A 24,124-nucleotide genomic window follows, 5' to 3' on the forward strand; every position below is an offset into this window, starting at 1 on the left:
TCCGCCTGCCGCGCCAATAACCCGTTTGAAGGGGGGGTGTCGGCTTGATTTATCCCGCTTGTGCGCCAGGTCGGCCCGCCTCGACGCTGTAGCGCGCCGCAGTACGGATCGTCGCGCGCGGATCGTTGGCATCGCTGACGACGCGCAGCGAGGCTTCGAGCCGCTGCGGGTTCAGCCGGAAGCTCATGTAGCCGCGTTCCTCGCTGCGGGCGTAGCGGATGTGCGGGTTCAGCGGCAGTGCCGCGTCGAGGCGAGCCTGCGCCATGCCGTGGCTGGTGATCGAGGTGCCGCAGAACTCGGTGGCCAGCGGTGCCTCGTCGCCGGGGCGGCGCTTCAGGTCGGCCACGTAGTTGCAGTGCACGTCGCCGCTCAGCACCACCGGGTTGGCGGCGCGCCGCTCGGCCAGCGTGTCCAGCAAGCGTTCGCGCGCGACCGGGTAGCCAGCCCAGCCGTCGGTCCAGAAGCGGCCTTCCTGGGTCCAGGTGAACGGCGCCATCAGCGTCTGCTGCGCGAGCAGGTTCCAGCGTGCGTCGTTGCGGGTGAGACCCTCGTTCAGCCACTGCTCCTGCACCGCGCCGAGCAGCGTGCGCCCGGGCGCCATCAGCTCGGGGCAGGCGGCGAGGTCGACGGTCGACGAGCCACCGCGGCCCGGCTTCTGGCAGGCCTGGTGGTCGCGGTACTGACGGTCGTCGAGCACATGGAAGCGTGCGAGAGCCCCCCAGTCGAAGCGGTCGAACACCTGCGCGTTCGCGCGCACCGGCCGTGACGACAGCGGCACCGGCATGTGCTCCCACCAGGCCTGGTAGGCGGCGGCGCGGCGATCGAGGAAGTTCGGCGCGAGGTCCTGCCCCTGGTCGTTCGCGTAGTCGTTCGCGACCTCGTGGTCGTCCCAGGTCGCGATCCATGGCGCCGCGGCATGGATGCGCTGCAGGTCGGCATCGCCCTTGTACTGCGCATAGCGGGCCCGGTACTGCGCGAGCGTCTTCGCCTCGCCGCTGCCTTCGTGCAGGCGCACGCTGCCCGCCACCGGTCCGTACTCGTAGATGTAGTCGCCGAGGAAGACGACCAGGTCGGGCGCCTCGTCGGCCAGGTGGCGCCACGCGGCGAAGTGGCCGTGGTCCCAGCGCTGGCACGATGCGATCGCGAAGGCCAGCGATTCGTTCGCGCCGGCCGGCGGCGCGGTGCGGGTGCGGCCGGTCGCGCTGCGCGCGCCGAGCGCGGTGAAGCGGTAGAAGTAGGCGCGCGACGGTGCCAGCTCGCGCGGCTGCGCATGCACGCTGTGGCCCCAGGCGGCTTCGGCGGTCTCGGTGCCGCGGGCGACGACCTGCGTGAAGGCTTCATCGCGCGCCAGCTCCCACTGCACCGGCACGCGCGGCGGCAGGTCGTCGCCGATCAAGCGCGTCCACAGCACCACGCTGTCGGCGCGTGGCGAACCGGAGGCGATGCCGAGGGTGAAGCGATCGATGTCGGCGGCGCGCGCGTTGCGCACGAACAGCGGCGCGCTGGCGCTGGCCGCGGCCCATTGCAGCAGGCGGCGGCGGTCGAAGGAAGAGGGGGTCATCGGATGAAAAGGAAAGAATCGGTCGACGGGAGGCTTGCGTTTGTTCTATCACAGTCGAGCGCCGCCACCGCGCGGGTCGCTCGCCTATGATCGATGCGACTCCCCTTCCGAAGCCGTCCCCCCCGTGTCCTCCTCCCCCGACTCCGCCTCCACGCTGAACAACGCCCAGATGGAGGCCGTGCAGCACCTGTCCGGTCCGTGTCTCGTGCTGGCCGGCGCCGGCTCGGGCAAGACGCGGGTCATCACGCACAAGATCGCGCGGCTGCTGCAGGCCGGCTATGCGCCGGGCCAGATCGCCGCGATCACCTTCACCAACAAGGCCGCGCAGGAAATGCGCGAGCGCGCCAAGTCGCTGATCGGTGCGCGCGCCGCAAAGCACCTGGTGGTCAGCACCTTTCACTCGCTGGGCGTGCGCATCCTGCGCGCCGAGGGCGCGCGGCTCGGGCTGAAGGAGAAGTTCAGCATCCTCGACAGCGACGACGTGCTCGGCATCCTGAAGGATGCCGGCGGCACCACCGACATCGCGATGGCGCGCCGCTGGCAGTGGACCATCAGCCTGTGGAAGAACGAAGGCCTGGGCAGCGATGACGTGAAGCCAGAGACCGACGACGACGTGGTCGCGCAGAAGGTGATGAAGCGCTATGAAGAGCGGCTCGCGGCCTACCAGGCGGTCGATTTCGACGACCTGATCGGCATGCCGTACCGGCTGCTGAAGCGCGACGAAGAAGCCCGCGCCACCTGGCAGAACACGCTGCGCTACGTGCTGGTCGACGAATACCAGGACACCAACGCGATCCAGTACGAGCTGCTGAAGAGCATCGTCGGCGAGCGCGGCATGTTCACCGCGGTGGGCGACGACGACCAGAGCATCTACGGCTGGCGCGGCGCCACCATCGAGAACCTGCGCCGCCTGCCGCAGGAGTACGCCGACCTGAAGGTGATCCCGCTGGAGCAGAACTATCGTTCCACCGGCTACATCCTGCGCGCCGCCAATGCGGTGATCGGCAACAACCCGAAGCTGTTCGAGAAGAAGCTGTGGAGCGCGTTCGGCGACGGCGAGCCGGTGCAGCTGGTCGAGTGCGACAACGAGGAGCACGAGGCCGAGCGCGCGGTCGCGCGCATCCAGGCGATCCGGGCGAACGGCGCGGCCGACGGCGTGCAGTTCAAGGATTTCGCGATCCTGTACCGCGCCAACCACCTGGCGCGGGTGTTCGAGAAGGCGCTTCGCAAGGCCGAGCTGCCGTACAAGGTGTCGGGCGGCCAGAGCTTCTTCGACCGCGCCGAGATCCGCGACCTGTGCGCCTGGCTGCGCCTGCTCGTCAACAACGACGATGACCCGGCCTTCCTGCGCGCGGTGACCACGCCCAAGCGCGGCATCGGGCACCAGACGCTGGGCAGCCTCGGCGAGTTCGCCGGCAAGTGGAAGACCAGCCTGTACGAGGCGCTGTTCGCCGAGAGCCTGGGCGCCGCGATCAACGCGCGCGCGATCGGCTCGCTGCACGAGTTCGGCCGCTACGTCAGCGACTTCGAGTACCGCGCCCGCCACACCACCGGCGCCGAGGATGCGAAGGCGCTGCTGATGGGCTGGCTGAAGGACATCGACTACGAGAAGCACCTGTACGACGGCGAGGACAGCGAGAAGCTCGCCGCATCGCGCTGGTCGAACGTGATCGACTTCATCGACTGGATCGCCAAGCGCTGCGGCGGCGAGATCGAGAACGACGGCGGCATGAGCATCGAGACCGAGCGCACCAGCGTGCTCGACGTCGCGCAGACCATCTCGGTGATCATGAGCCTGGCCGAGCGCGGCGAGGAGCAGGACGTCATCACGCTGTCGACGCTGCATGCGTCCAAGGGCCTCGAGTGGCCGCACGTCGTGCTGGTCGGCGTCAACGAAGGGCTGCTGCCGTTCCGCAGCGACGACGAGGAGATGACGCCGCAGCGGCTCGAGGAAGAACGCCGGCTGATGTACGTCGGCATCACGCGGGCGCGCACGACGCTGGCGGTGAGCACGCTGCGCCGGCGCAAGCGCGGCCGCGATTTCGTGCAGGGCATCCCGAGCCGCTTCATCGCCGAGATGAAGCTGGACGAGGCCGGCCCGAAGGAAGACCCGCGCGAGAAGCTGAAGGCGCTGCGGGCCGCGGCGCTGGCGCGGGCCGAACTGGCCAAGGCCGCGGCACCGGCAGCGGGGGCGGAATGAAGCCGATCGCCTGGGCCGTGATCATCGTCGCGAGCGCGGCGCTGGCCATCGCGTCGGGCGACGGCTGGATCGCGGCGCGCTGGCTGTTCGTGTTCAAGCCGCTGACCACGGTGTTGATCATCGCGTTCGCATGGCCGCGTGGGGCCGACCTGCCGGCGCGACAACGCTGGGTGCGGGTCGGCTTGCTGCTGTCGCTGGCCGGCGACGTGGCGCTGCTGTGGCCGGTGCAGGGTTTCCTGCCGGGGCTGGTGGCCTTCCTGCTGGCGCACTTGGCGTACATCGCCGCGTTCACGCGCGGCGTGCGCTTCGGGGCCTGGCCGGTGGCGTTCGCCGCGTATGCGCTCGTGGCCGGCACGATCCTCGCGTTGCTGTGGCACGGCGTGCCGCCGCCCTTGCGCGTGCCGGTGCTGGCGTATGTGGCCTGCCTCGCGGCAATGGCCGCCCAGGCCGCCGCGGCCTGGCGCGCGGCGCGTGCCGACGGCGAGGCCGCGGCGCACCACGCGCGGCACGCGGCCGCGGGTGCCGCGCTGTTCGTCGCCTCCGATGCCTTGCTGGCCACCGACCGCTTCGGGCCGCCGCTGCCACTGGCCGCGCTGGTGATCCTCGCGGCCTACTGGGCAGCCCAATTCCTGATGGCGGCGTCGATGCGCCGCGACGAACCGGCGGAGAAAGCCTGATGGACGTGGACCCGATGCAGTCCGTGGAGGCCCTGCAGGAAGCCTCCTCCGCCGCGAAGCGCAGCGCGCGGCTGAATGCGGTGGTGGCCGTGAGCGTCGCGATCCTCGCGACCTTCACGGGCATCTGCAAGGTCAAGGACGACAACATCGTGCAGGCCATGCAGCAGGCGCAGGCCGACAAGCTGGACCATTGGTCCTACTACCAGGCCCGCAACGTGCGGCAGGAGGTGGCCGACGCGACGCTGACCCAGCTGCGTCTCGCACGCGCCGGCCGCAGCGGGGCCGAGGCGACTGCCTACGACACCGAGATCGCGCGCTACCAGGCGCTGGCTGCCGACCAGGCGAAGAAGAAACTCGAGGTCAAGGCCCAGGCCGAGCAGGACCAGAAGACCTACGACGCGCTGAACTTCCGCGACGACCAGTTCGACCTGTCGGACGCGGCGCTCGCCATCGCGATCGCGCTGCTGGCGGTGACCGCGCTCACCCAGCTGTGGTGGCTGTACTGGCTCACCTGGGTGCCGATGGGCTTCGGCGTGCTGATGGGCGTCGCAGGCCTGGGTGGGTTGGGCATCCACCCCGATGCGCTGGTCAAGCTGCTGAGCTGAAGGCGGCTACATCCCCTTGAACAGGCCGGTGAAGCTGCGGCTGACTTCCAGCTTCTCGTTGTGCCCCTTCACGCTGACCAGCTGACGCCCGCGCAGATCGCGCGTCACGCCGGCGATCGCCTGCGTGTTGACGAGCGTCGAGCGGTGGATCTGCCAGAACTGGTTCGGGTCGAGCTCGTCCAGCAGCTCCTTGATCGGCTTGCGGATCAGCGCCTCGATCGTCGCCGTCTGCACCCGCGTGTACTTCTCGTCGGAGATGAAGAACAGCACGTCGTCGACCGGGATCATCTGGATGGCCTGCCCGACCGTCGCCTGGATCCAGCGCAGCCGCTGCGGCGCGCTGCCCGGGTTCAGCTGCAGTGCGAGCTTCTGCAGCAGCTGCTGCATCTCGGGCCCGGCCACCGGTGGCGCCTCGTGCGAGGCCGCGCGCTGCGCGAGCCGCTTGCGGATGCGCTCGACCGTCAGCGCGAGCCGCTCGCGCTCGGCCGGCTTCAGCACGTAGTCGACGACGCCCTGCTCGAAGGCCTCGACCGCGTACTGGTCGTAGGCGGTGATGAAGACGATCTCGCAGCCGTCCCAGTCGTCGTCGCCGGCGGCGAGCTGGCCGATCTGGCGCGCCGCCTCGACGCCGGTCATGCCCGGCATGCGGATGTCGAGGAAGACCAGGTCGGGCCGGTGCTGCGTCGTCAGCTCGACCGCCTCCAGTCCGTTCTTCGCCTCGGCGACGATCTCCAGTTCGGGCCACACCTCGGCGAGTCGCGCGCGAAGCTGCTCGCGCATCAGCCGCTCGTCGTCGGCAATCACAGCTCGGATGTTCATCCCTGGATCGTAGCCGCAGCCGAGGCCTGCGCGACCTTCGGCTTGCGCTCCAGCAGCCGCCACACCAGCCACACCGCCGCGGCCAGCAGCAGCATCGGCGACAACAGCAGCCCCGCGGCGATCAGCGCCACCGCGACGGCGATGCCGACGGCCAGCCCCGCCAGCAACAGCGGCACGCCCAGCCCCACCATCAGCGCGCAAGGCACGACGATCGCCACCACCAGCGCGGCCACCAGCAGGCAGGCGGTGACCACCACCCACTGCGCGGCATGCATCGGCGGCAGCATCCACGACTCGCCGTCGATGGTCAGGTGGATGCCGTCGGCCGGCAGGCTGTGGATCAGCGCCGCCGCCATCAGGCCCGCCATCACGAGGGCGCTGAGGGCGAGGCACAGGAAGACCTTGAGAACGCGGTTCATGCGGAGGCTCCTTCGTCAGGCTTGGCGCGGTACGGCACGGTGATCGTCACCCGGGTGCCGCCGCCGGGGTTCTCGGCGACCGTCAGGCTCGCCTTGCTGCCGTACAGCAGCTGCAGGCGTTCGCGGATGTTCGCGAGGCCGATGCCGGTGCCGGCGGTCGCGGCCTTGCCGAAGCCGAGGCCGGTGTCGGCCACCGAGACCGCGAGCTTGCCGTGCACGATCTCGGCCGCCACCGTCAGCGAGCCGCCCTCGGCCTTCGGCTCCAGTCCGTGCTTGATCGCGTTCTCGACCAGGCTCTGCAGCATCATCGGCGGGAACTCGGCCGACAGCAGGCCGTCGCTGACGCGCACCTCGGTCTGCAGGCGTTCCTCCATCCGCACCTTCAGGATCTCGAGGTAGGGGCGGATCACCGCGAGCTCGCGGCCGAGGTCGCGCGTGGCCTGCGCGTTGGCCTCGCGCATGGTCGGCATGCTGGCGCGCAGCAGCGCGATCAGGTTCTTCTGCATCTTGCTGGCGCGCGGCGGGTCGGTCTCGATCAGGTGGTCGATGCTGGCCAGCGTGTTGAACAAGAAGTGCGGCTCGACCTGCGCCTGCATCGCGGCCATGCGGGCCTCGATCACCTGGCGCTTCAGCGCTTCGGACTCGGCCATCTCGGTGGCCACCACCGCCTGCGCCTCGGCCTTGAAGCGGCCGGCGGCCATGATCTTGATGACCATCGACAGGAAGATCAGCAGGAAGGTGAAGCCGGGAAGGTGGTCGCCGGGGCGGAAGCCCTTGATCGTGGTGGTCTCCACCTCGTCGTCGGCGGACATCTTCTCGAGCACGCGGTCGGTGGCCTCGCGCTGGGCATCGACCGCAGCCTCCTGCGCGTCGGCGATCGCTTGCTGGATGTCGGCCTTGGCCTGCTCGACGGCCGAGCGCACCTCCTCGGTGTCGGCATTCTTCGGCAGCTTGACCTCGATGCTCGGCACCGTGATGGTGATGCCGGCAGACGCCGCGGCCGACACGGCCGATGCCGCCTCGGTCGGCGTCGCCGGGCCGATGCGCACGCCGCGTTCGTCGATCTTCACGCCGCCGGCGCGCACGCCCTTGTCGTCGATTTCCAGCGGGCCGGCGCGCACCCCCTTGTCGTCGATCTCGATCGAGCCGATCCGCACGCCCTTGTCGTCGATGGTGATCTGGAACGGCTTGCCGCCGATGACCACGTCGGCATGCTTGCTGCCGCCGGCCGACGCCGCGGCGCTGGCCGGTGCGGCCGGTGCGGTGACGGCCGGCGCCTTGTGCTTCTTCGGGCCCTTCACGACGACGCGGTCTTCGGTCCAGCGCAGGTTGAACGGCGGCAGGTCGGACAGGATGCCGGAGGCGATCAGCGCCAGCACCGACAGCACGATGAAGCGCTTCCAGCTGATGCTGTCGAGCCAGCGGGCGTAGGCGCTGAAGGTGCGGCGGGCGGCCGGCAGCATCGAGCCGGTAAAACCGGCGGCGGCGGGCGGGGTGGGGGTCGAAACCATGCAGCCACTGTAAGCGGCGGCAGGTACCGCTGCGATGGCCGGGCGACGGCCCGGCCGATCGGCCGGACAGGCTGCAATGCCGGCCGACAGGCCGGAGCTGCTGCCGGACGCCGGCTACAGGAAGCCGAGCTTCTTCGTCGCGAAGTTCTTCAGGTTCGGCAGCACAGTGGCGAGCTGCGTGTCGGTGGCGCCGAACCAGCCGAGCATCGTGGCCGCGTACTGGTCGACCGAGGTGGTCGGGATCCAGCGGCCCTGCAGCTCCCAGCTGTCCTTGCCGACATCGTCCGGCCCGCCCAACGTCAGCGTCGGGAAGGTGCCGTAGCTGGTACCGCCCTTCACCGCGCCACCCACCACCAGGTGGTTGCTTCCCCACGCATGGTCGGTGCCGTTGCTGTTGTTCGGCGTGAAGGTGCGGCCGAAGTCGCTCTGCGTGAAGGCCGTCACCGCCTCGGCCATGCCGAGGTTCTTCATCGCGGCATAGAACGCGCCGAGCGCGTCACCCACTTCCTTCAGCAGGTCGGCATGCGCGCCGGTGGTCGGCCCGCCGGTGACCTGGTTCGCGTGCGTGTCGAAGCTGTCGATCGACGCGAAGAAGATCTGCCGGTTGCCCTGCACCGTGCCGTTGGCGGCGATCAGCTTGGCCACCTGGTATAGCTGCTTGGCGAGGCCGGTCTTCAACGTGTTGTTGGTGATCAGCGGCGCGAACGCGCTGTCGATCGCGGCCAGCGCGCCGGGACCGCCGGGCGTCACCGCCACCGTCGACGCGAGCCGGTCCGACACGCTGAAGGCATTGCGCTGCGCCGCCGCATAGGCATCGGCGAGCGCCGCATCCTGGGCCTGCGCGTACAGCGAATCGATGGCCTTCTTGCGCGCGGTGTTCGACGCGTTGTTGGTCAGGTCCTTCGGCTGCAGGTTGTAGGCGCCGAAGGTCGCGCCCGGATCGGGCAGCACCAGCGGCGTCTGCGCCGACGACAGGCCGAAGCGCGTCGAGCCGGCGACCGAGATCACCGGGTTGGCGGTGGCCAGCGCCTCGGACGCGCGGCCGCCCCAGCCGGTGCGGGTCAGCGAGTCGGAGGTGCCGGTCTCCCACAGGATCTGCTGGTCGGAATGCGAGAACAGGTTGTCGGGCAGCAGGTCGGAGCTGCTCGCCGCGGCGCGGTACTGGTCCTTCGTCAGCGGCGAGTTCAGCGTGCCCAGGTTCAGCACCGGCGCGAGCTTGCCGTCGGCCCAGGCGGTGGACAGCGCCGCGAGCGACGGGTGCAGCCCGTAGTTGATGCCGGCGAGGTTCACCAGGCTGGCCTTCGGGATCGCGAGGTCCTTGCGGACGGCCGCGTACTGGTCGTAGCGCGTGTCGGTCGGCACGACGGTGTTGAAGCCGTCGTTGCCGCCGTACATGAAGAGGCAGACCAGCGCCTTGTAGTCGGCCGCGTAGGCCGGGCGAGCGCCCAGCAGCAGGTTGGACAGCGTGCCGGTGCCGAGCGCGCCGGCCAGCGTGGCGCCCGAGCCGAGCAGCCAGCGGCGGCGGTCCATCGAGCGGGGAGCGTGGGGGTGATGTGTCATGTCGGGCTCCTCAGCGCTGCACTTGGTAATTGGGCGAACCGAACACCAGGTAGGCAGCCATCTTCACGCGGTTGAGCTTCTGGGCGTCGGTGCTCGAACCGGACACCGACACCGCGGCGATCACGTCGGTGCGCGGCCCGGCCGGCAGCAGCTGGCCGATCGCGAGCATCGACAGCCGGTCGACCAGCTTGGCCGCATCGGTCGCGTCGGCGGTGAAGGCCGACAGGTCGACGAGCGTGCCCACCGGGTTCGGCGCGCCGCTGCCGGCCGGCTTGGTGCCGCCCCAGTCGAACAGGTAGGTCAGGAAGTTCAGCCGCTCGAGCGCCGAGTTGGCGTTGTGGATGCCGAAGGCCGGGCCGACCAGCGCGGTGCCGGGCACCGGGTAGTCGGGCGGGTAGTAGTTGAAGACCGAGGGCGGGCGGAACACGTGCTGGCGCAGGCTGTCGCCCCACCACCAGCTCAGCGAGTCGCCGTCGGTGTTGCCGTTCAACGCGCGCAGCGTGCCGGTGAACATCAGCGTCGGCTCGCGCAGCTTGCCGCTGTTGCGCGTGACGGTTTCCGAGCGCGCCTCGCTGTCGAGCAGCACCGCGGCGACGGTGGCGGCCAGGTCGCCGTTCTTGCCGCTGCCCCAGCTCTTGTCGAAGTAGGTGTACTTGCCGCTGCTGAACGCCGCCGACACGCGGGCCACGTACTGCGGCGTCGGGTTGCTGGTGACGAGCTGCTGGATCAGCTGCTTGCCGATGAAGGGCGCGGTGTTCGGATGCGCCATCAGGCTGTCGAGCACGGTCTCGAGCGCAGACGTGGCGGTGTGGCCGGTGGTCAGCTTGGCGCCGCCGAGCAGGTCGCGCGCGGTGCTGTCGTGGAACTTCTCGGGCTGCTTGGGCACGATCATGTCGCCACCGTAGTAGCGGCAGTTCATGCCGGTCGGGTAGCAGCCGTACGAGGTGACGCCGCCGGCGGGGTAGGTCCAGCCGGTCAGCGCGAACGCATAGTTGCGCACCGTGTCGTTGCTGTAGGTCGGCACGCACTTGCCGGTCTTCAGCGAACCGTCGGTGTTCAGCTCGCAGGTGCCGATGCTGAACAGCTGCAGCAGCTCGCGCGCGTAGTTCTCGTTCGGCGCGGCCTTGTCGTTGTTCGCGTTGTTCAGGAAGTCGCCCATCACCGGCGACAGCGTCACCTTCTTCAGCACGTCGCGGTAGTTGCCGAACGCGTTGTCGAGCAGGTTGTTGTAGTAGACGCGGAAGCCGTAGTTGCCGCTGACCTCGAGGCTGTTGACGACCACCACCTGCTGCAGCGCGAACGCGACGCGCTGGCGCAGCTGGTCGGGCTGCTTCACCGCGTTGCGGTAGAAGTCCCACAGCAGCGGCTCGGTCGAGAACCAGTCGCGCCAGCAGTTCTGCTCGTTGACGTGGGCCGGCAGCTCGCAGAAGTCGGTGGCGCTGGTGTTCTGGTGGATCTCGCCGGTCTTGCCGCTGGTGTAGCGCGAGCTGTTGAGCGCCATCTGGGCCGTGATCCAGGTGGCGGCGCCCTTGGACTTGATGTCGGTGACGAGGGTTTCGCTCGGGCCGAAGCTGGCTTGGTCGGCGAGGCGGACGGCGTCGCGCTGGGTGGCGGAGGCCGGGGCGGCGGGTGCCGGCGCAGGCGCCGGAGCGGGGACAGGCGCGGGTGAGGGCGACGGAGCCGGAGCCGGCGATGGCGATGGCGATGGGGCGGGGGTCGGCGCAGGCGCCGGGGACGGCGCGGGCGCAGGCGCAGGCGCCGGAGCGGGGGAAGGCGACGGCGCCGGTGCCGGTGCAGGCGTCGGCGCGTCGGCTACCGGCGATGGTGCGCTGGCGTCCTCGCTGTCCTTGCCGCCGCAGGCGGCCAGCAGGGCGACGCTGAGGAAGGTGGCCGCCAGGTGTCGGCTTCGATAACCGTGGCTCAGGGCGTTTACAAACGGCATGACGCGTCTCGCTTGCTTGCAAATGTGGCGCTTCGTGTCAGCCGGTCACGCCCGTTCGGGACGTGTTCCGTCAGGACACGGCGGTCAACCCCGGCGTCCGGGGTGCATGCAGTGAGGGCAGCAGGATCGGTGCCCGCAGGTGTCAGGCGTCGTGCACGCGCTCGCCGTCGACTCGCAATGCGCCCTGCCCCGCCAACTCGGCCACGAGCTGCCGGCAGCCGGTCGACGCGTCGGCCCAGCCGAGCTGGCGTGCGACGCCGGCGAACAGCCGCGTCGCCTCGGCCCATTCCAGCAACGCCGGCCAGTCCTGCGCGCGCTGCTCCATCAGGTGGTACTTCAGCAGCACCTTCGCGCCGTGGCGCGCATGGCGCAGCGGGTCGGCGCGGAAGCCGGCAAGCCGCGAGCGGGCACGCGACAACGCGCCCGCCACATCGTCGAACGGCGCGCCATGGCCAGGCAGCACGAGCTTCACCGGCAGCCGCTCGATCAGGTCGAGCACCTCGTCGACGTCATCGAACGCATCAACACCATCGAGCGCGGGAAACACCACGCCGAAGCCGTTCTCCCACAGCGCATCGGCCGAGACCAGCACGCCATCGCACTCGTCGAACAGCACCAGCGACTGCGGGTCGTGGCCCGGTGCCGCGAGCGCCTGCCAGCTGCGTCCACCGACCTGCAGCACTCCGCCCGGCGCCAGCGACGACTGCGCGGTAAAGCGCTCGCACAACTGCCCGGTCGCTCGGTACGACAACGCGTCTTCATCCCACGCCTGCACCGTTTGCCAACTGGCCTGCGGCACCGTCACGGCGGCACCCAGCGCGCGCTGCAACGTCGCGTTGCCGCCGCAGTGGTCGGAGTGCAGATGCGTGTTGACGATGCGCGCGAGCGACGCGCCGGCCAGCGCCTGCGTCACCAGCGCCAGCGTCTGCGGTGCGTGCAGGCAATGGCCGCTGTCGACCAGCACCGCCCCGTCGCCGGGGCTGCCGTGCAGCAGCACGTTGTTCGACGACAGCCAGCCGCGCTCCAGCACGGCGATGCCGGCCGGCAGCGGGACCGTCATTGCCGGATCGCCTCGATGCCGATCTGCAGCTTCACCGTGTCGCCGACGACGGGCAGCCCGTAGGTGATGTTGAACCCGCTGCGCGAGAACTCCGCCTCGAAGTCGCCACCGCACACCTCGCGCTTCAGCACCGGATGCTCGTAGCAGTTGAAGCTCGCCGCGCGCAGGCTCACCGGCTGCGACGCGCCGTGCAGCGTCAGCTCGCCGCGCAGCTCCACCGGCTGGCCACCGGCGAAGCGAAACTGGCTCGCGACGAAGTAGGCCTGCGGGTAATTCTTCACGTCGAAGAAGCTGTGGCTGCGCAGGATGGTGTCGAGCGGCGCCACGCCGCTGTTGATCGACGCGGTGCCGACCGTGATCGCCGCCTCGCCGCGCTGCGCCGCACGCTCGAGCGTGACGTGGCCGCTGATGTCGTCGAAGCGGCCGCGGCTGGTCGAGGTGCCGAAGTGCCGCACCTCCCACTGGATGTGGGTGTGCGCCGGGTCGATCAGGTAAACCGCCGGCGTATCGGCCGCGGTCGCGGGCGCTGCCGAGGCTGGCGCGGTGCCGGCTTGCGCTGCCGCCAAGTGGGCGCCCGCCAGCAGCGCGGCGGCCAGCAAAATGGTCCGCGCGAGTGCGGGTTTCACAGGGGTAAGAGGCAGGGACATGCGTGCTCTGGACGTCGACGGGCTGTCGATAATGCGTCATCCGGCCGTTTGCTGCCGCCAAGGATGTCCATGCCCGCAGTTCCGGCGGAAACTTCCGAGCCCTCGTCGCACCTCGGCGCCGACCTGGCGCGCCGCATGGCCGACGAGCAGACGGCGCTGCTCTACCAGCGCTCGCACACCGCCACGCTGACCGGCGTGCCGTTCGCGCTGCTGGTGTGCTGGGGGCTGATGCCCTACGGCACGCCGACGCAGCTGTGGATCTGGTTCGCAATGCGCTGCAGCGTCTCGACCGCGCGGCTGCTGCTGCGCCAGCGCTTCTTCGCGCAGACCGATCCGGCCACGCACCCCTGGCGCGGGCGGCTGCTCGCGGTGCTGGCGCTGGACGGCTTCATCTGGAGCCTGGCCGGCACCTGGCTGATCCCGCAGCACCACACCGACATCCTCGCGCTGATGATGGCCTCGCTGGTCGGCGTGTCGGCGGTCGCGGTGTTCGTGCTGCAGGCGGCGTCGTCCGCCTGCATCGCGTTCCTGGTGCCGCTGCTGCTGCCGGCGGCGCTGATGCAGGCACTGCAGGGCACGCGCGCCGGCACCTTCACCGCGATCGGGCTGCTGTTCTTCCTCGGCCTGATGCTGTGGGAGGCCCGCCGCGCCGAGCTGCGCATCCGCGAACTGCTGCGGCTGCGCTACACGACCGACCGCATCGCCGAGGAGCGTGCCGAGGCGCTCGCGCTCGCGCAGCGGCAGAGCAGCGTGAAGAGCCAGTTCCTCGCGACGATGAGCCACGAGATGCGCACGCCGCTGCACGGCATCCTCGGGCTCGCGCGGCTGCTGCGGCGCCAGCCCGAGGCGCCGACGCCCGCGCAATGGGACGTGATCGAGCGCGCCGGCGAGCACCTGCTGGCGCAGATCAACGACATCCTCGACTTCTCGCACCTGCAGGGCGGCACGATCGCGCTGGCGGTGCAGCGCTTCGACCTGGCGCAACTGATCGACGACCTGGTCGCGCAATCGTCCGCCGCCGCGAGCGAGCGCGGGCTGATGCTGCAGGCGCGGCTGACGCTGACGCGGCCGGCGCTGGTGATCGGCGATGCGGCGCGGCTGCGCCAGGTGCTGCAGCAGCTGCTGGGCAATGCGATCAAGTTCACCGAAGCCGGCTCGGTGACGGTGACCGTGAAGCACCATGCGGTGCGCGGGCAGGTGCGCATCGACGTGCGCGACACCGGCATCGGCATCGCGGCGGTCGACCGCGGCCGCATCTTCGATGCGTTCCAGCAGGGCGACAACTCGTTTCGCCGCCGCTACGGCGGCACCGGGCTGGGCCTGACGATCGCGCGCGAGCTGGCGCGTGCGATGGGCGGCGACCTGCTGTTCACCAGCGTGCCGGGCGAAGGCTCGAACTTCCGCCTGACGGTGGCGCTGCCGACTGCGCCGGAGGATGCGCCGGCCGAGCCGGTCGTCGCGAACGGCGCGCGCCTGCTGAGCGGCCACGTGCTGCTCGCCGAGGACAACCCGGTGAATGCGCTGGTGGCCGAAGCGGCGCTGCAGGGCCTGGGGCTGTCGGTGCAGGTGGTGGGCGATGGCGAGCAGGCGGTGGCCGCGTTCAAGGCACGCCGGCCCGACCTGGTGCTGATGGATTGCCAGATGCCGGTGATGGACGGCTTCGAGGCGGCGCGGCGCATGCGCGAGCATGAGCAGGAGGCCGGTGACGGCCGGCGCACGCCGATCGTCGCGCTGACGGCCAACGCGATGGACGGCGACCGCGAGCGCAGCCTGGCCGCCGGCATGGACGATCACATGGCCAAGCCGTTCAGGGACGATGCGCTGTGGGCGACGCTGCGGCGGCTGCTGGTGCAAGCGAAAGATTGACAACTTGGCAGCCAAGGTCAACAACCTGCCGAAGTGCCACGCGAGCACTGACACACCTGGCGGTTGCAACGAAAGGCCGTTCGCCCTGAGCCCAGGAGGTCCGTGAAAAGACCCGGCAGTTGCAAGAAACCCCGTTCGCCCTGAGCCCGTCGAAGGGTCGTACTGAGCTTGTCGAAGGCCCCGCGCGCTTCGGACACAACCCTTCGACGGACGGGAGTGCGCCGTTCAGTGCCCTCCACCCAGGTACGCGGCCTTCACCGCCGGATCGTTCTTCAACCGCTCGGCCGGCCCGTGCACCGAGATGCGGCCGTTTTCCAGCACATAGCCGTAGTCGGCCACGTTCAACGCCGCGGCCGCGAACTGCTCGACCAGCAGCATCGTGACGCCTTCCGATTTCAGGCGCGCGATGATGCGGAACACCTCTTCGACCAAGATCGGCGCGAGCCCCATCGACGGCTCGTCGAGCAGCACGATCTCGGGGTTCAGCATCACCGCACGCGCCATCGCGAGCATCTGCTGCTCGCCGCCCGACAGCGTGCCGGCGAGCTGCTCGCGCCGCTCCTTCAGCCGCGGGAACAGCTCCAGCGCGCGCTCCAGGTCGGCCTTCACGTCGCCGCGCGGGCGGCTGCCGGTCAGGCGCGGAAAGGCGCCGAGCGTCAGGTTGTCGGTCACCGTCATCGTCGCGAACACGCGCCGGCCTTCGGGCGAATGCGCAAGGCCGCGCTTGGCGATGTGGTACGACTCCAGCCCGTCGATGCGCTGCCCGTTCAGCGTGATCTCGCCGGCGCTCGGCTTGATCATCCCCGACACCGCGCGCATCGTCGTCGTCTTGCCGGCGCCGTTCGAGCCGATCAGCGTGACGACCTGGCCCTTGGGCACCTCGATCGAGATGCCGTGCAGCACCTGCACCTTGCCGTAGCCGGCTTCGAGTTTCTGGATGGTCAGCATGTCGTCACCCTCATGTGGCCTGGCCGCCGAGGTAGGCCTCGATGACTTTCTCGTCCGCCTGCACCTGCGCCGGCAAGCCTTCGGCGATCTTCTGCCCGAAGTCCAGCACCGACACGGTGTCGCAGATGCTCATCACGACGTCCATGTGGTGTTCGATCAGGATCACCGTGATGCCGTGCTCGCGGATCTTGCGGATGATCGAGATCAGCTCCTTGATGTCGGGCGCGGTCAGGCCGGCCGCCGGCTCGTCGAGCAGCAGCAGCTGCGGGTCGAGCGCGAGCGCGCGTGCGATCTCGAGCAGCCGCTGCTTGCCGTACGGCAGGTTGCGCGCTTCCTCGTGCACCAGGTCCGCGAGGCCGACGAACTCCAGCAGCGCGAGCGCACGCTGCGCGGCGGCGCGCTCCTCGCGCCGGTAGCGCGGCGTGTGCAGCGCGACATCGGCGAGGTGGCTGCGGAAGCTGTGGTGCAGGCCGACCTGCACGTTCTGCAACGCCGTCATCTCGCCGAACAGCTGCACGTTCTGGAAGGTGCGGGCGATGCCCGACAGCGCGATGTCGGCCGAGGTGCGACCGACCAGCGAGCGGCCGGCGAACGCGAGCGTGCCGCCGGTGGGCGTGTAGATGCCGGTCAGCACGTTCATCATCGTGCTCTTGCCCGACCCGTTGGGGCCGATCAGGCCGTGGATGGTGCCGCGCTTGACGCTCAGGTCGACGTTGTTCAGCGCCTTCAGCCCGCCGAACTGCATCAGCACGCCCTGTGCGACCAGCAGCTCCGGCGCGCTGTGCTGCGCGGCGGTCGAGACGGCGTCTTTCGGCGCCGAGGAGGCATCGACGGCGGGCACCTCGACGCGGCTGTGCCAGTTGAGGGCATTGCGCAGGAAGCCGATGATGCCGTCCTGCAGGAAGTACACGACGAACAGCGTGATGACGCCGAAGATCGACAACCGCCAGTCGGTCATCGTCGTCAGCACGAACGACACGCCGGCGAGCGCGATGCTGCCGAGCACCGGCACGGCCACCGAGCGCGGCGTGGCCTTGCCGCGCTTCAGCGCGATGGCGGAGCCGGCGACCACGCCGATCGCGATCAGCACCGCGACCCAGCGGAACAGTTCGATGTCGTCGAGCAGCTTGGGCAGCATCACGATGATGGCCGCGCCGAGCAGCGCGCCGCTGCGCGTCTTGCGCCCGCCCATGATGATGGCCAGCAGGAACATCACCGTCAGCTCGAAGTTGTAGGTGTTCGGCGAGATGTACTGCTCGGAGTAGGCGTAGAGCGAGCCCGCGAGGCCCGCGAGGCCGGCGCTGATCACGAACGCATAGACCTTGTAGCGGTACACCGACACGCCCATGCAGTCGGACGCGACCGGGCTGCCGCGCAGCGCCTCGAACGCGCGGCCGAGGTGCGAGCGCAGGATGCGGTGCACGACGACGAGCGACGCGACCAGCATCGCGACGACCACCCAGTAGTAGCCGCGTTCGCCGAGCTGCAGGCCGAACAGCATCGGCTTGTCGAGCTTGATGCCCATCGGGCCTTCGGTCAGGAAGCTCATCTCGTTGATGAGGATCTGCACGATGGTGCCGAACGCGAGGGTCACCATCGCGAGGTAGGGACCGGTGACGCGCAGCGCGGGCAGTGCGAGCAGCGCGCCGAACACCGCGGTGACGGCGATCGCGGCCGGCAGCGTGATCCACAGCGGCGCGGCCAGCTTCATCACCAGCACGCCGGCGGTGTAGGCGCCGATGCCGAACAGGCCGGCATGGCCTAGCGAGACCTGGCCGGTGTAGCCGACGACGATGTCGAGGCCGAACAGCACGATCGCGTAGATCATGATGGTCTCGACCAGGTGGATGTAGTACGGGTTCTCGATGCCGAGCGGGAAGGCGACTAGTGCGATCACGCCGATGACGGCCGCGATGAGTGTTGGACGTTTCATGTGTTGCTTCTGCTTGTCGCGGCGGGTGGGGGACTGGGCTGGAGGCTCATGCCGAGGCGGTCGGCCCTGGCGGGCCGACTCCACGAAGAAGCCCGGTCCCGTGGGTGCATCGCCAAACTCCCTCCGCTCACTGCGTTCGCTGTGGTCAAACAGTGGCGATGAGTCAGTCTACGAAGCGCGCTGGCGCGCGCCACCCCCGAAACCGATCTTCTCCGTCGCCTCAGAAATCGCCCCCAGCCCAGTCCCCCACCCGCCGCGAGGCACCACCTGCTCTTGTTGGTGGGAAAAGACTGAAGTGACCGTTGAACGTGCGAGTGCACGCGTGCTTCATCGGCCTGGCCCGAGCAGCAGGACGCCATCGTCAAACCTTCTTGATCGCGGACTTGCCGAACAAGCCGGCCGGCTTCACCGCGAGCACGATCAGCAGCAGCACCAACCCGGGCACGTCCTTGTAGCCGGTCGACAGGTAGAACCCGGTCGTCGTCTCGGCGATGCCCAGGATGATCCCGCCGACGATGATGCCCATGCCGCTCGTCAACCCGCCGATGATCGCGACCGCGAAGGCCTTCAGGCCCAGCACCGCGCCCATCGTCGCGCCGGTCAGCGTCAACGGGGCGATCAGCACGCCGGCGAAGGCCGCCGTCAGCGACGACAGTGCGTACGAGAACGTGATCACCAGCCCGGTGTTGATGCCCATCAGCTTGGCGGCGTCGCGGTCGTTGAAGGTCGCCACCACCGCCTTGCCGTAGATCGTCTTGCGGTTGAAGAACTCCACCGCCAGCATCATCAGCAGCGCGCCCACCACCACCAGGATCTCCATCGGCAGAACGTTCGCGCCCAGGAACTTCAGCGGCGACTCCGGCAACGGCGACGGGAACTTCAGGTCGTCGCGGCCCCACACGTTCTCGGCCACGTTCTTGAAGATGATGCCCAGCGCGATCGTCGACATGATCCAGCCGAACTCCGACTTGATCTTGATCGCCGGGCGCACGCCGATGCGCTCGACGAAGGCGCCCTGCAGCGCACCGAACAGGCACACCAGCGGGATCATCAGCCAGTAGTTCAGGCCCAGGCCGACCAGGGTCAGCCCGACCAGCGCGCCCAGCATCAGCGCGTCGCCCTGGCCGAAGTTCAGCGTGTCGGAGGTCGCGAAGGTCAGCTGGTAGCCGAACGCGATCACCGCATAGATCATCCCGAGCGCAATGCCGCTGTAGACGAGTTGGGTCAGGATCTGCATGGTGCTTCCTGCAAGGACTCAAACGAACGCCGCCGCGGCACGGGCCGGGGCGGCGTCTTCTCGGGCAAAGGCCTACTTCTTCGCGGCGGTCAGCGCGCCCTTGGCGTTCGGGTCCTTCACGCGGACTTCCGACGCCTTCTTGAAGTCGTCCGGGTAGGCGTAGACCACGCGCTGGCCCTTGACCTCGCCGAACACCGGGATGTTGGCGGTGATCGCCTCGTGGTCGCCCTTGCTGAACGGCTTGTTGTACGTCGTCACGACGCCTTCGACCGGCGATTTCAGGTCCTCAAGCGCGGCCTTGACCTTCGGGCCCTCGGTGCCGCCGGCCTGCTTGATCGCCGCGGCCAGCAGGTAGACCGAGTCGTAGCCCTGCGCGGCCGACACCGGCGAATCGATGCGGGCGTTCTTCGGGTTGAAGGTCTTCAGGTAGTTGATGATGAACGACTGCCGCTTCGGCGTCGTCGGCTCCTGGATGAAGGTCTGCGGCATGCGCGCGCCTTCGCCGCCCGGGCCGGCGTTGTCGATGTAGTTGGCCATCGACAGCGTCCAGCTGCCGACCAGCGGCACCTTCCAGCCGAGCTTGGTCATGCCGTTGGCGATCTGCGCCAGCTCCGGGCCGATGCCGTAGGTCAGCACGGCTTCGGCGCCGGCCTCCTTGGCCTTCAGCAGCTGGGCCGTCATGTCGACGTCCTTGATGTTGAACTTCTCGACCGCGACCGGCTTGATGCCCTTCTGCGCCAGCGCCTTCTCCAGGTCCTCGCGGCCGAGCTGGCCGTAGTTGGTGGAGTCGGCCAGGATCGCGACCTTCTTGAAGCCGCGGCGGGTGATGGCCTCTTCGACAATCATCGGCGCCTGGATGCTGTCGTGCGCCGCGTTGCGGAAGATGTAGTTCTCGGGCTGGCTGTCGAACTGGTGCGTGATCAGCGAGCCGGTGGCCACGTTGTTCATCACCGGGATCTTCGCGTCCTGGTAGAAGCGCTGCGATGCGAGCGCGACACCGGTGTTGATGTAGCCGACGGTCGCGGCGACCCGCTCCTTGTTGATCAGCTCCTGGGCGATCTGCACGCCCCGTTCGTTCTTTGCCTCGTCATCGCGCTCGACCAGCACCAACTGGCGGCCCAGCACGCCGCCGGCCTTGTTGATCTCGTCGGCGGCCAGGCGCACACCGTCGCGCATGCTGACCCCCATCGACGACGAACCGCCGGTGAACGGGCCGGCCACGCCGATCTTGATCGGATCGGCAGCGAAGGCGGCAGCGGCGGCCAGGCTCAGCGCGCTCGCGACAAGGGGAGTGGAAAAACGGGTCCAGGGGCTGCGCATGTTGTCTCCTGCGTGCGGCGGGTGAATGAACTTCAGTCCTCGCAAAGCCCTGTGTTCCCGTAGGACACGACGATCACGCGCGGCCTCGGCGTGTCGTGTTGCGGTGCTTCGTTGCGACCAGCATCGATGCTCGCGCATTCGCCCCGATCTGCCCTCGTGGTATTCACGTACGTGATGTTCGCGTCCGCCGCCAGTCGTGCGTTCAGGCTGAAACTGCTTTGCGTGGGGCGCAGCAATCTGCACCGCGGCGGGGCGTCGCGGCGCGTTGCAGGATAGCGTTCACTTGCTCCAGACACCGTGCCGGTGGTGCCAGTCGGCCAATGATTCGGCCGGCCAATGCTGCGAGTGCACATGGCCGCGGCCGCGCGGCACGTCGACCCAGGGCGCGACGAAGGCGAGCGCCGCCTCGACGACTTCGGCGGGTCGGGGCAGCGGCGTGTCGATCGCCGAGGCGTGCGGGTGGATGAGCTCCGGCCAGCGCGGATCCCACAGCCACAGCGCACTGCCGCACTTGATGCAGAAGTGGCGCTGCGCCTTCGAGCGCGTCGGCCGCTTGCCGGGTTCGCGCATCACCGCGTGGTAGACGGCCAGGTGCTTGCGACCGCGCACCTTCAGCGTCGTGGCGTCGCCGCCCAGGTTGATCGCGTAGCCGCCCCCGCCGGCCGTCTTGCGGCAGATGCTGCAGTGGCAGTGCATGTAGGGCTGCGGGCTGTGCGCTTCGAGGCTGAAGCGCACGGCAGCGCAGTGGCAGGATCCTTCCAGGTGCATCGATGGTCCTCCGCGGAGGCGCCGTGCGTGTCAATGATCACGGTCATCCCCAACATGGTGGAAAGAAATTCGGCCCTGCGCTTCTACACTGCGCCGCGCAGCAGAGGGGCTGCGATCCACAGAACCAATCCAATCCGGAGGGATTTTCATGAAGACCCGTCTTTTGAGCGCGCTGGCGCTGAGCGTGCTGGCCACCGGCTGCGCGTCGATCATCAACGAATCGAACCAGCCGATCCGCGTGGAAACGCTGAAGGCCGATGGCACCGAGGTCAAGGGCGCCGAGTGCCGGCTGACCAACGACTACGGCAACTTCACCGGCAAGTCCGGCGAAGCGATCCCCGTGCACCGCTCGGGCAAGGACCTGGACATCGTCTGCACGGACCCGAACAGCCCGCAGGCCGTTGCCCGTGCGATCTCGCGCGCGAGCGGCGGCATGTACGGCAACATCCTGTTCGGCGGCGGCATCGGCGCGATCATCGACCACAACAACGGCAAGGGCTACAACTACCCGAGCTGGCTGCAACTGAAGTTCGGCAAGACGATCACGTTCGACCGCAGCACCGAGAAGGACGGCCAGGCCGTCGTCGGCGTCGAAGCAGCGGCATCGGCCGTCGCCAGCAAATGACACCCGCTGCCTGACCGTCCGCGGTCGCAGCAAAGGGGGCGGAGCGATCCGCCCCTTTTTTCATGGCCGCTGCGTTCAGCCGGCCACGTGCTGGTAGCGGTGCTCCTGCGTCAGCCCGCCGTAGCCGTAGGCGCTCGCCCGCAGGTCGGCCACGTGCACGTACGAATGCTCGGCCACGCCGCCCAGCAGTTCGCGCATCGTCGCGTGCACCGCATCGAGGTAGGCCGCCTTCTCGCGCTTGGTGTTGGTCTCGTCGGTGATGCTGACCATCCAGTGGTAGCTGCGCGGCCCGCCGGCCGACAGCGGGCGGCCACCGATGAACCACTGCGACGGCGCGATGAAATCGACGACGACCGCCGTCAGCGACGGGTCCTTGCCGAGCAGGCGGGCCGTCAGCTCGGTGGCGCTGCGGGCGGCGTTCGCTGAGAGGGCCGCATCGGCCTCGCCGGAGATCTGGAGGTGCAGGTAGGGCATGGAAGGCTCCTATGGCTTGTCGGGTTGACAAGTCAACTGTAGGCACCGAGCATCCATCCGTGAATCAGTTTGATTCGATCGCATTGATGGACAAATCAGATGAATGACCTCGACCCGCTGTGGCTGCGCAGCTTCATCGCGATCGCGCAGGCCGGTTCGGTCACGCGGGCGGCCGGGCGCGTCAACCGCACGCAGTCGGCCGTCAGCACCCATCTGCAGCAGCTGGAGGCGAGCGTCGGTGCGCGCCTGGTGCAGCGCAGCACGCGCGCGCTCGCGCTGACGGCCGAGGGCGAACGCTTCCTGCCGCATGCGCGCCGCCTGATCGAGCTGCAGGACGAAGCCCGCGCCTCGGTGCAGCCGGCGCTGCAGGCCGCGGTGTGGCGCATCGGCCTGAGCGAATACTTCCTGCCGGCGCGCCTGGCCGACCTGCTCGCGCTGCTGCGCGACGCGCAGCCGCAGGCCCGCTTCGAGCTGCTGTGGGCCAGTTCCGCTGCATTGCAGCAACTGTGGGCCGCCGATGCGATGGACCTGGCCGTCGTCACCAGCGACAAGGCGCTGCCCGGCGCCCGGCTGCTGCGCCGCGAACCGCTGTCGTGGGTGGCGGCGCCCGGCTGGCAGCCGCCCGCGAACGCGCCGGCGCCGCTGGTGCTGCTCGGCCCCGATTGCCCGGTGCGCGCGATGGCGCTGGCCGCGCTGGCCCGCAGCGCGCGGCCATACCACCTGCAGCTCAGCTGCACCGGCAGCCACGGCGCGGTCGCCGCGATGCGCGCCGGTTGGGGCGTCGGCTGCCTGAACCAGTCGGCGATCCCGGCCGATCTCGACGTGCTGACGCGGCGCGATCCGCGCGGCTGGCCGTCGCCCGGGCGGCTGTCGTTCCACGTGCTGGCCAAGCCCGCCTTGCGCGACACCGAACGCCTGTTGCGCCAGTGGGCAGCCGGCTGAAGCGGGCCTGAAACTCCTACACTGCGGCCCATGAACAGCATTGCATTCATCGGCGGCGGCAACATGGCCAGCGCCATCATCGGCGGACTGCTCAAGAGCGGCCGCGCGCCCGGCGACATCCTGGTGCTGGAGCCGAATGCCGAGCAGCGCTCGCGGCTGCAGCGCGAACTCGGCGTGATCACGCTCGAGGCCCCCGGCTCGGTGCTGCAACGCGCGGGCATCGTGGTCTGGGCGATCAAGCCGCAGAACTTCAAGGAGGCCGCCGCCATGTGCGCCACGCACCTCGCCGCGGCGCTGCAGTTCAGCGTGATGGCCGGCATCCGCAGCGGCGACATCGCCCGCGCACTCGGCACCGAACGCGTCGTGCGCGCTATGCCGAACACGCCCGCGCTGATCGGCCAGGGCATCGCCGGGCTGTTTGCTCGTCCGGCCGTCGGTGCCGATGAGCGGCTGCAAGCCGAGCGCCTGCTCGCGCCCACCGGCCGCACGCTGTGGGTCGAGCGCGAGGAAGACCTCGACGCCGTCACCGCGCTGTCCGGTTCCGGCCCGGCCTACGTGTTCTATTTCGTCGAGGCGATGATGAAGGCGGCGCAGGACATGGGCCTGAGCGCCGACCAGGGCCGCGAGCTGGCACTGGCGACCTTCGCGGGCGCGTCGGCGCTGGCCTTGCAATCCGACGAAGCGCCGTCGCTGTTGCGCGAGCGCGTCACGTCCAAGGGCGGCACCACCTACGCCGGGATCACCTCGCTCGAACGCAGCGACGTGCACAGCGCGATCGTCTCGGCCGTGAAGGCGGCGCAGCGGCGGGCACGTGAACTGGGCGATGAATTCGGTTGATTCCGGTGCCTCAGGCGGCGCAAGCTATGTGATGCCTGGAACACATCATGCAAAGGAGGCATGAGCTTCGGTGAGAAATTCAGGCGCCGCGGGCCTACAGTCGCGCTCCATGCCGGCGGCGTGGGCCACGAGTTTGCGCAGCGCCAGGGCATGACGACTTCCCCCACGGAGAC

Annotated in this window: 21 protein-coding genes; 7 read left to right on the forward strand and 14 right to left on the reverse strand. The window is 69.3% G+C overall.

The features are described from left to right. Window positions 1–49: 49 nt before the first annotated feature. A complete protein-coding gene (locus BUE42_RS02420) occupies window positions 50–1,561 on the reverse strand; it encodes an alkaline phosphatase D family protein (protein WP_073462512.1) in 1,512 nt (503 codons plus the stop codon). Between the two features lie 124 nt (window positions 1,562–1,685). Between BUE42_RS02420 and BUE42_RS02425 the strand changes: the two genes are divergently transcribed. From BUE42_RS02425 to BUE42_RS02435, 3 genes are read left to right on the forward strand one after another with little or no spacing between them, the layout of a single operon-like run. Then, the gene (locus BUE42_RS02425) at window positions 1,686–3,761 is read left to right on the forward strand and encodes an ATP-dependent helicase (RefSeq protein WP_255376817.1); all 2,076 of its coding nucleotides are present in this window, start codon (window positions 1,686–1,688) and stop codon (window positions 3,759–3,761) included. Then, a complete protein-coding gene (locus BUE42_RS02430; RefSeq protein WP_073462514.1) occupies window positions 3,758–4,438 on the forward strand; it encodes a lysoplasmalogenase in 681 nt (226 codons plus the stop codon). Before BUE42_RS02425 ends, BUE42_RS02430 begins: the two co-directional genes overlap by 4 nt. Beyond that, a complete protein-coding gene (locus BUE42_RS02435; protein ID WP_083613827.1) occupies window positions 4,438–5,043 on the forward strand; it encodes a DUF4337 domain-containing protein in 606 nt (201 codons plus the stop codon). The genes BUE42_RS02430 and BUE42_RS02435 overlap by 1 nt, the downstream gene beginning before the upstream one ends. Before the next feature lie 6 nt (window positions 5,044–5,049). Here BUE42_RS02435 and BUE42_RS02440 read toward each other — a convergent pair whose 3' ends face one another. The 7 genes from BUE42_RS02440 to BUE42_RS02475 form a co-directional block, all read right to left on the reverse strand. After that, on the reverse strand, window positions 5,050–5,862 hold the full coding sequence (locus tag BUE42_RS02440) for a LytR/AlgR family response regulator transcription factor (protein ID WP_073462515.1): 813 nt from the start codon (window positions 5,860–5,862) through the stop codon (window positions 5,050–5,052). Beyond that, entirely contained in the window at window positions 5,859–6,281 is a 423-nt protein-coding gene (locus BUE42_RS02445) for a hypothetical protein (protein ID WP_073462516.1), read from the reverse strand. Before BUE42_RS02445 ends, BUE42_RS02440 begins: the two co-directional genes overlap by 4 nt. Next, a complete protein-coding gene (locus BUE42_RS02450; protein ID WP_235002045.1) occupies window positions 6,278–7,792 on the reverse strand; it encodes a sensor histidine kinase in 1,515 nt (504 codons plus the stop codon). The genes BUE42_RS02445 and BUE42_RS02450 overlap by 4 nt, the downstream gene beginning before the upstream one ends. Before the next feature lie 114 nt (window positions 7,793–7,906). Then, complete coding sequence (locus BUE42_RS02455; protein ID WP_073462518.1) at window positions 7,907–9,352, reverse strand: DUF1501 domain-containing protein; 1,446 nt, start codon at window positions 9,350–9,352, stop codon at window positions 7,907–7,909. Window positions 9,353–9,362: 10 nt separating this feature from the next. Then, entirely contained in the window at window positions 9,363–11,294 is a 1,932-nt protein-coding gene (locus BUE42_RS02460; RefSeq protein ID WP_083613828.1) for a DUF1800 domain-containing protein, read from the reverse strand. Between the two features lie 142 nt (window positions 11,295–11,436). Beyond that, the gene (locus tag BUE42_RS02470) at window positions 11,437–12,354 is read right to left on the reverse strand and encodes an MBL fold metallo-hydrolase (RefSeq protein ID WP_073462519.1); all 918 of its coding nucleotides are present in this window, start codon (window positions 12,352–12,354) and stop codon (window positions 11,437–11,439) included. Beyond that, on the reverse strand, window positions 12,351–13,001 hold the full coding sequence (locus BUE42_RS02475; protein ID WP_083613829.1) for a YceI family protein: 651 nt from the start codon (window positions 12,999–13,001) through the stop codon (window positions 12,351–12,353). The genes BUE42_RS02470 and BUE42_RS02475 overlap by 4 nt, the downstream gene beginning before the upstream one ends. A 69-nt stretch (window positions 13,002–13,070) precedes the next feature. Here BUE42_RS02475 and BUE42_RS02480 point away from each other — a divergent pair, with 69 nt between their 5' ends. After that, window positions 13,071–14,867: an ATP-binding protein gene (locus BUE42_RS02480; protein WP_073462520.1), complete on the forward strand. Its 1,797-nt coding sequence runs from the start codon at window positions 13,071–13,073 to the stop codon at window positions 14,865–14,867. A 225-nt stretch (window positions 14,868–15,092) separates the two neighbouring features. Here the strand turns inward: BUE42_RS02480 and BUE42_RS02485 are convergent, their stop codons facing one another. The 5 genes from BUE42_RS02485 to BUE42_RS02505 form a co-directional block, all read right to left on the reverse strand. Further along, on the reverse strand, window positions 15,093–15,815 hold the full coding sequence (locus BUE42_RS02485) for an ABC transporter ATP-binding protein (RefSeq protein WP_073462521.1): 723 nt from the start codon (window positions 15,813–15,815) through the stop codon (window positions 15,093–15,095). A 10-nt stretch (window positions 15,816–15,825) separates the two neighbouring features. Then, complete coding sequence (locus BUE42_RS02490) at window positions 15,826–17,748, reverse strand: branched-chain amino acid ABC transporter ATP-binding protein/permease (protein WP_073462522.1); 1,923 nt, start codon at window positions 17,746–17,748, stop codon at window positions 15,826–15,828. Between the two features lie 361 nt (window positions 17,749–18,109). Beyond that, window positions 18,110–18,985, reverse strand: coding sequence for a branched-chain amino acid ABC transporter permease (locus tag BUE42_RS02495; protein WP_073462523.1), 876 nt, complete (start codon window positions 18,983–18,985; stop codon window positions 18,110–18,112). A gap of 72 nt (window positions 18,986–19,057) precedes the next feature. Then, complete coding sequence (locus BUE42_RS02500; protein WP_073462524.1) at window positions 19,058–20,305, reverse strand: ABC transporter substrate-binding protein; 1,248 nt, start codon at window positions 20,303–20,305, stop codon at window positions 19,058–19,060. Between the two features lie 279 nt (window positions 20,306–20,584). Continuing rightward, on the reverse strand, window positions 20,585–21,073 hold the full coding sequence (locus BUE42_RS02505; protein ID WP_073462525.1) for a GFA family protein: 489 nt from the start codon (window positions 21,071–21,073) through the stop codon (window positions 20,585–20,587). A 148-nt stretch (window positions 21,074–21,221) separates the two neighbouring features. On the opposite strand from BUE42_RS02505, the gene BUE42_RS02510 reads away from it, so the two are divergent. After that, complete coding sequence (locus BUE42_RS02510) at window positions 21,222–21,698, forward strand: hypothetical protein (RefSeq protein WP_073462526.1); 477 nt, start codon at window positions 21,222–21,224, stop codon at window positions 21,696–21,698. A 75-nt stretch (window positions 21,699–21,773) separates the two neighbouring features. Here BUE42_RS02510 and BUE42_RS02515 read toward each other — a convergent pair whose 3' ends face one another. Continuing rightward, window positions 21,774–22,172: a tautomerase family protein gene (locus BUE42_RS02515; RefSeq protein WP_073462527.1), complete on the reverse strand. Its 399-nt coding sequence runs from the start codon at window positions 22,170–22,172 to the stop codon at window positions 21,774–21,776. A 99-nt stretch (window positions 22,173–22,271) separates the two neighbouring features. On the opposite strand from BUE42_RS02515, the gene BUE42_RS02520 reads away from it, so the two are divergent. Together BUE42_RS02520 and proC are read left to right on the forward strand one after the other, a co-directional pair. Beyond that, complete coding sequence (locus BUE42_RS02520; RefSeq protein WP_073462528.1) at window positions 22,272–23,114, forward strand: LysR family transcriptional regulator; 843 nt, start codon at window positions 22,272–22,274, stop codon at window positions 23,112–23,114. A 30-nt stretch (window positions 23,115–23,144) separates the two neighbouring features. Then, on the forward strand, window positions 23,145–23,951 hold the full coding sequence (gene proC / locus BUE42_RS02525) for a pyrroline-5-carboxylate reductase (RefSeq protein WP_073462529.1): 807 nt from the start codon (window positions 23,145–23,147) through the stop codon (window positions 23,949–23,951). Window positions 23,952–24,124: the final 173 nt, after the last annotated feature.

It is taken from the genome of Rhizobacter sp. OV335 (assembly GCF_900142965.1).
Classification (GTDB): Bacteria; Pseudomonadota; Gammaproteobacteria; order Burkholderiales; family Burkholderiaceae_C; genus Rhizobacter.

Coding starts and splice junctions, on each gene's coding strand:
- BUE42_RS02420 (WP_073462512.1), bottom strand. CDS start 1,561: ATGACCCCCTCTTCCTTCGACCGCCGCCGCCTGCTGCAATGGGCCGCG.
- BUE42_RS02430 (WP_073462514.1), top strand. CDS start 3,758: ATGAAGCCGATCGCCTGGGCCGTGATCATCGTCGCGAGCGCGGCGCTG.
- BUE42_RS02435 (WP_083613827.1), top strand. CDS start 4,438: ATGGACGTGGACCCGATGCAGTCCGTGGAGGCCCTGCAGGAAGCCTCC.
- BUE42_RS02440 (WP_073462515.1), bottom strand. CDS start 5,862: ATGAACATCCGAGCTGTGATTGCCGACGACGAGCGGCTGATGCGCGAG.
- BUE42_RS02445 (WP_073462516.1), bottom strand. CDS start 6,281: ATGAACCGCGTTCTCAAGGTCTTCCTGTGCCTCGCCCTCAGCGCCCTC.
- BUE42_RS02450 (WP_235002045.1), bottom strand. CDS start 7,792: ATGGTTTCGACCCCCACCCCGCCCGCCGCCGCCGGTTTTACCGGCTCG.
- BUE42_RS02455 (WP_073462518.1), bottom strand. CDS start 9,352: ATGACACATCACCCCCACGCTCCCCGCTCGATGGACCGCCGCCGCTGG.
- BUE42_RS02460 (WP_083613828.1), bottom strand. CDS start 11,294: ATGCCGTTTGTAAACGCCCTGAGCCACGGTTATCGAAGCCGACACCTG.
- BUE42_RS02470 (WP_073462519.1), bottom strand. CDS start 12,354: ATGACGGTCCCGCTGCCGGCCGGCATCGCCGTGCTGGAGCGCGGCTGG.
- BUE42_RS02475 (WP_083613829.1), bottom strand. CDS start 13,001: ATGTCCCTGCCTCTTACCCCTGTGAAACCCGCACTCGCGCGGACCATT.
- BUE42_RS02480 (WP_073462520.1), top strand. CDS start 13,071: ATGCCCGCAGTTCCGGCGGAAACTTCCGAGCCCTCGTCGCACCTCGGC.
- BUE42_RS02485 (WP_073462521.1), bottom strand. CDS start 15,815: ATGCTGACCATCCAGAAACTCGAAGCCGGCTACGGCAAGGTGCAGGTG.
- BUE42_RS02490 (WP_073462522.1), bottom strand. CDS start 17,748: ATGAAACGTCCAACACTCATCGCGGCCGTCATCGGCGTGATCGCACTA.
- BUE42_RS02495 (WP_073462523.1), bottom strand. CDS start 18,985: ATGCAGATCCTGACCCAACTCGTCTACAGCGGCATTGCGCTCGGGATG.
- BUE42_RS02500 (WP_073462524.1), bottom strand. CDS start 20,305: ATGCGCAGCCCCTGGACCCGTTTTTCCACTCCCCTTGTCGCGAGCGCG.
- BUE42_RS02505 (WP_073462525.1), bottom strand. CDS start 21,073: ATGCACCTGGAAGGATCCTGCCACTGCGCTGCCGTGCGCTTCAGCCTC.
- BUE42_RS02510 (WP_073462526.1), top strand. CDS start 21,222: ATGAAGACCCGTCTTTTGAGCGCGCTGGCGCTGAGCGTGCTGGCCACC.
- BUE42_RS02515 (WP_073462527.1), bottom strand. CDS start 22,172: ATGCCCTACCTGCACCTCCAGATCTCCGGCGAGGCCGATGCGGCCCTC.
- BUE42_RS02520 (WP_073462528.1), top strand. CDS start 22,272: ATGAATGACCTCGACCCGCTGTGGCTGCGCAGCTTCATCGCGATCGCG.
- proC (WP_073462529.1), top strand. CDS start 23,145: ATGAACAGCATTGCATTCATCGGCGGCGGCAACATGGCCAGCGCCATC.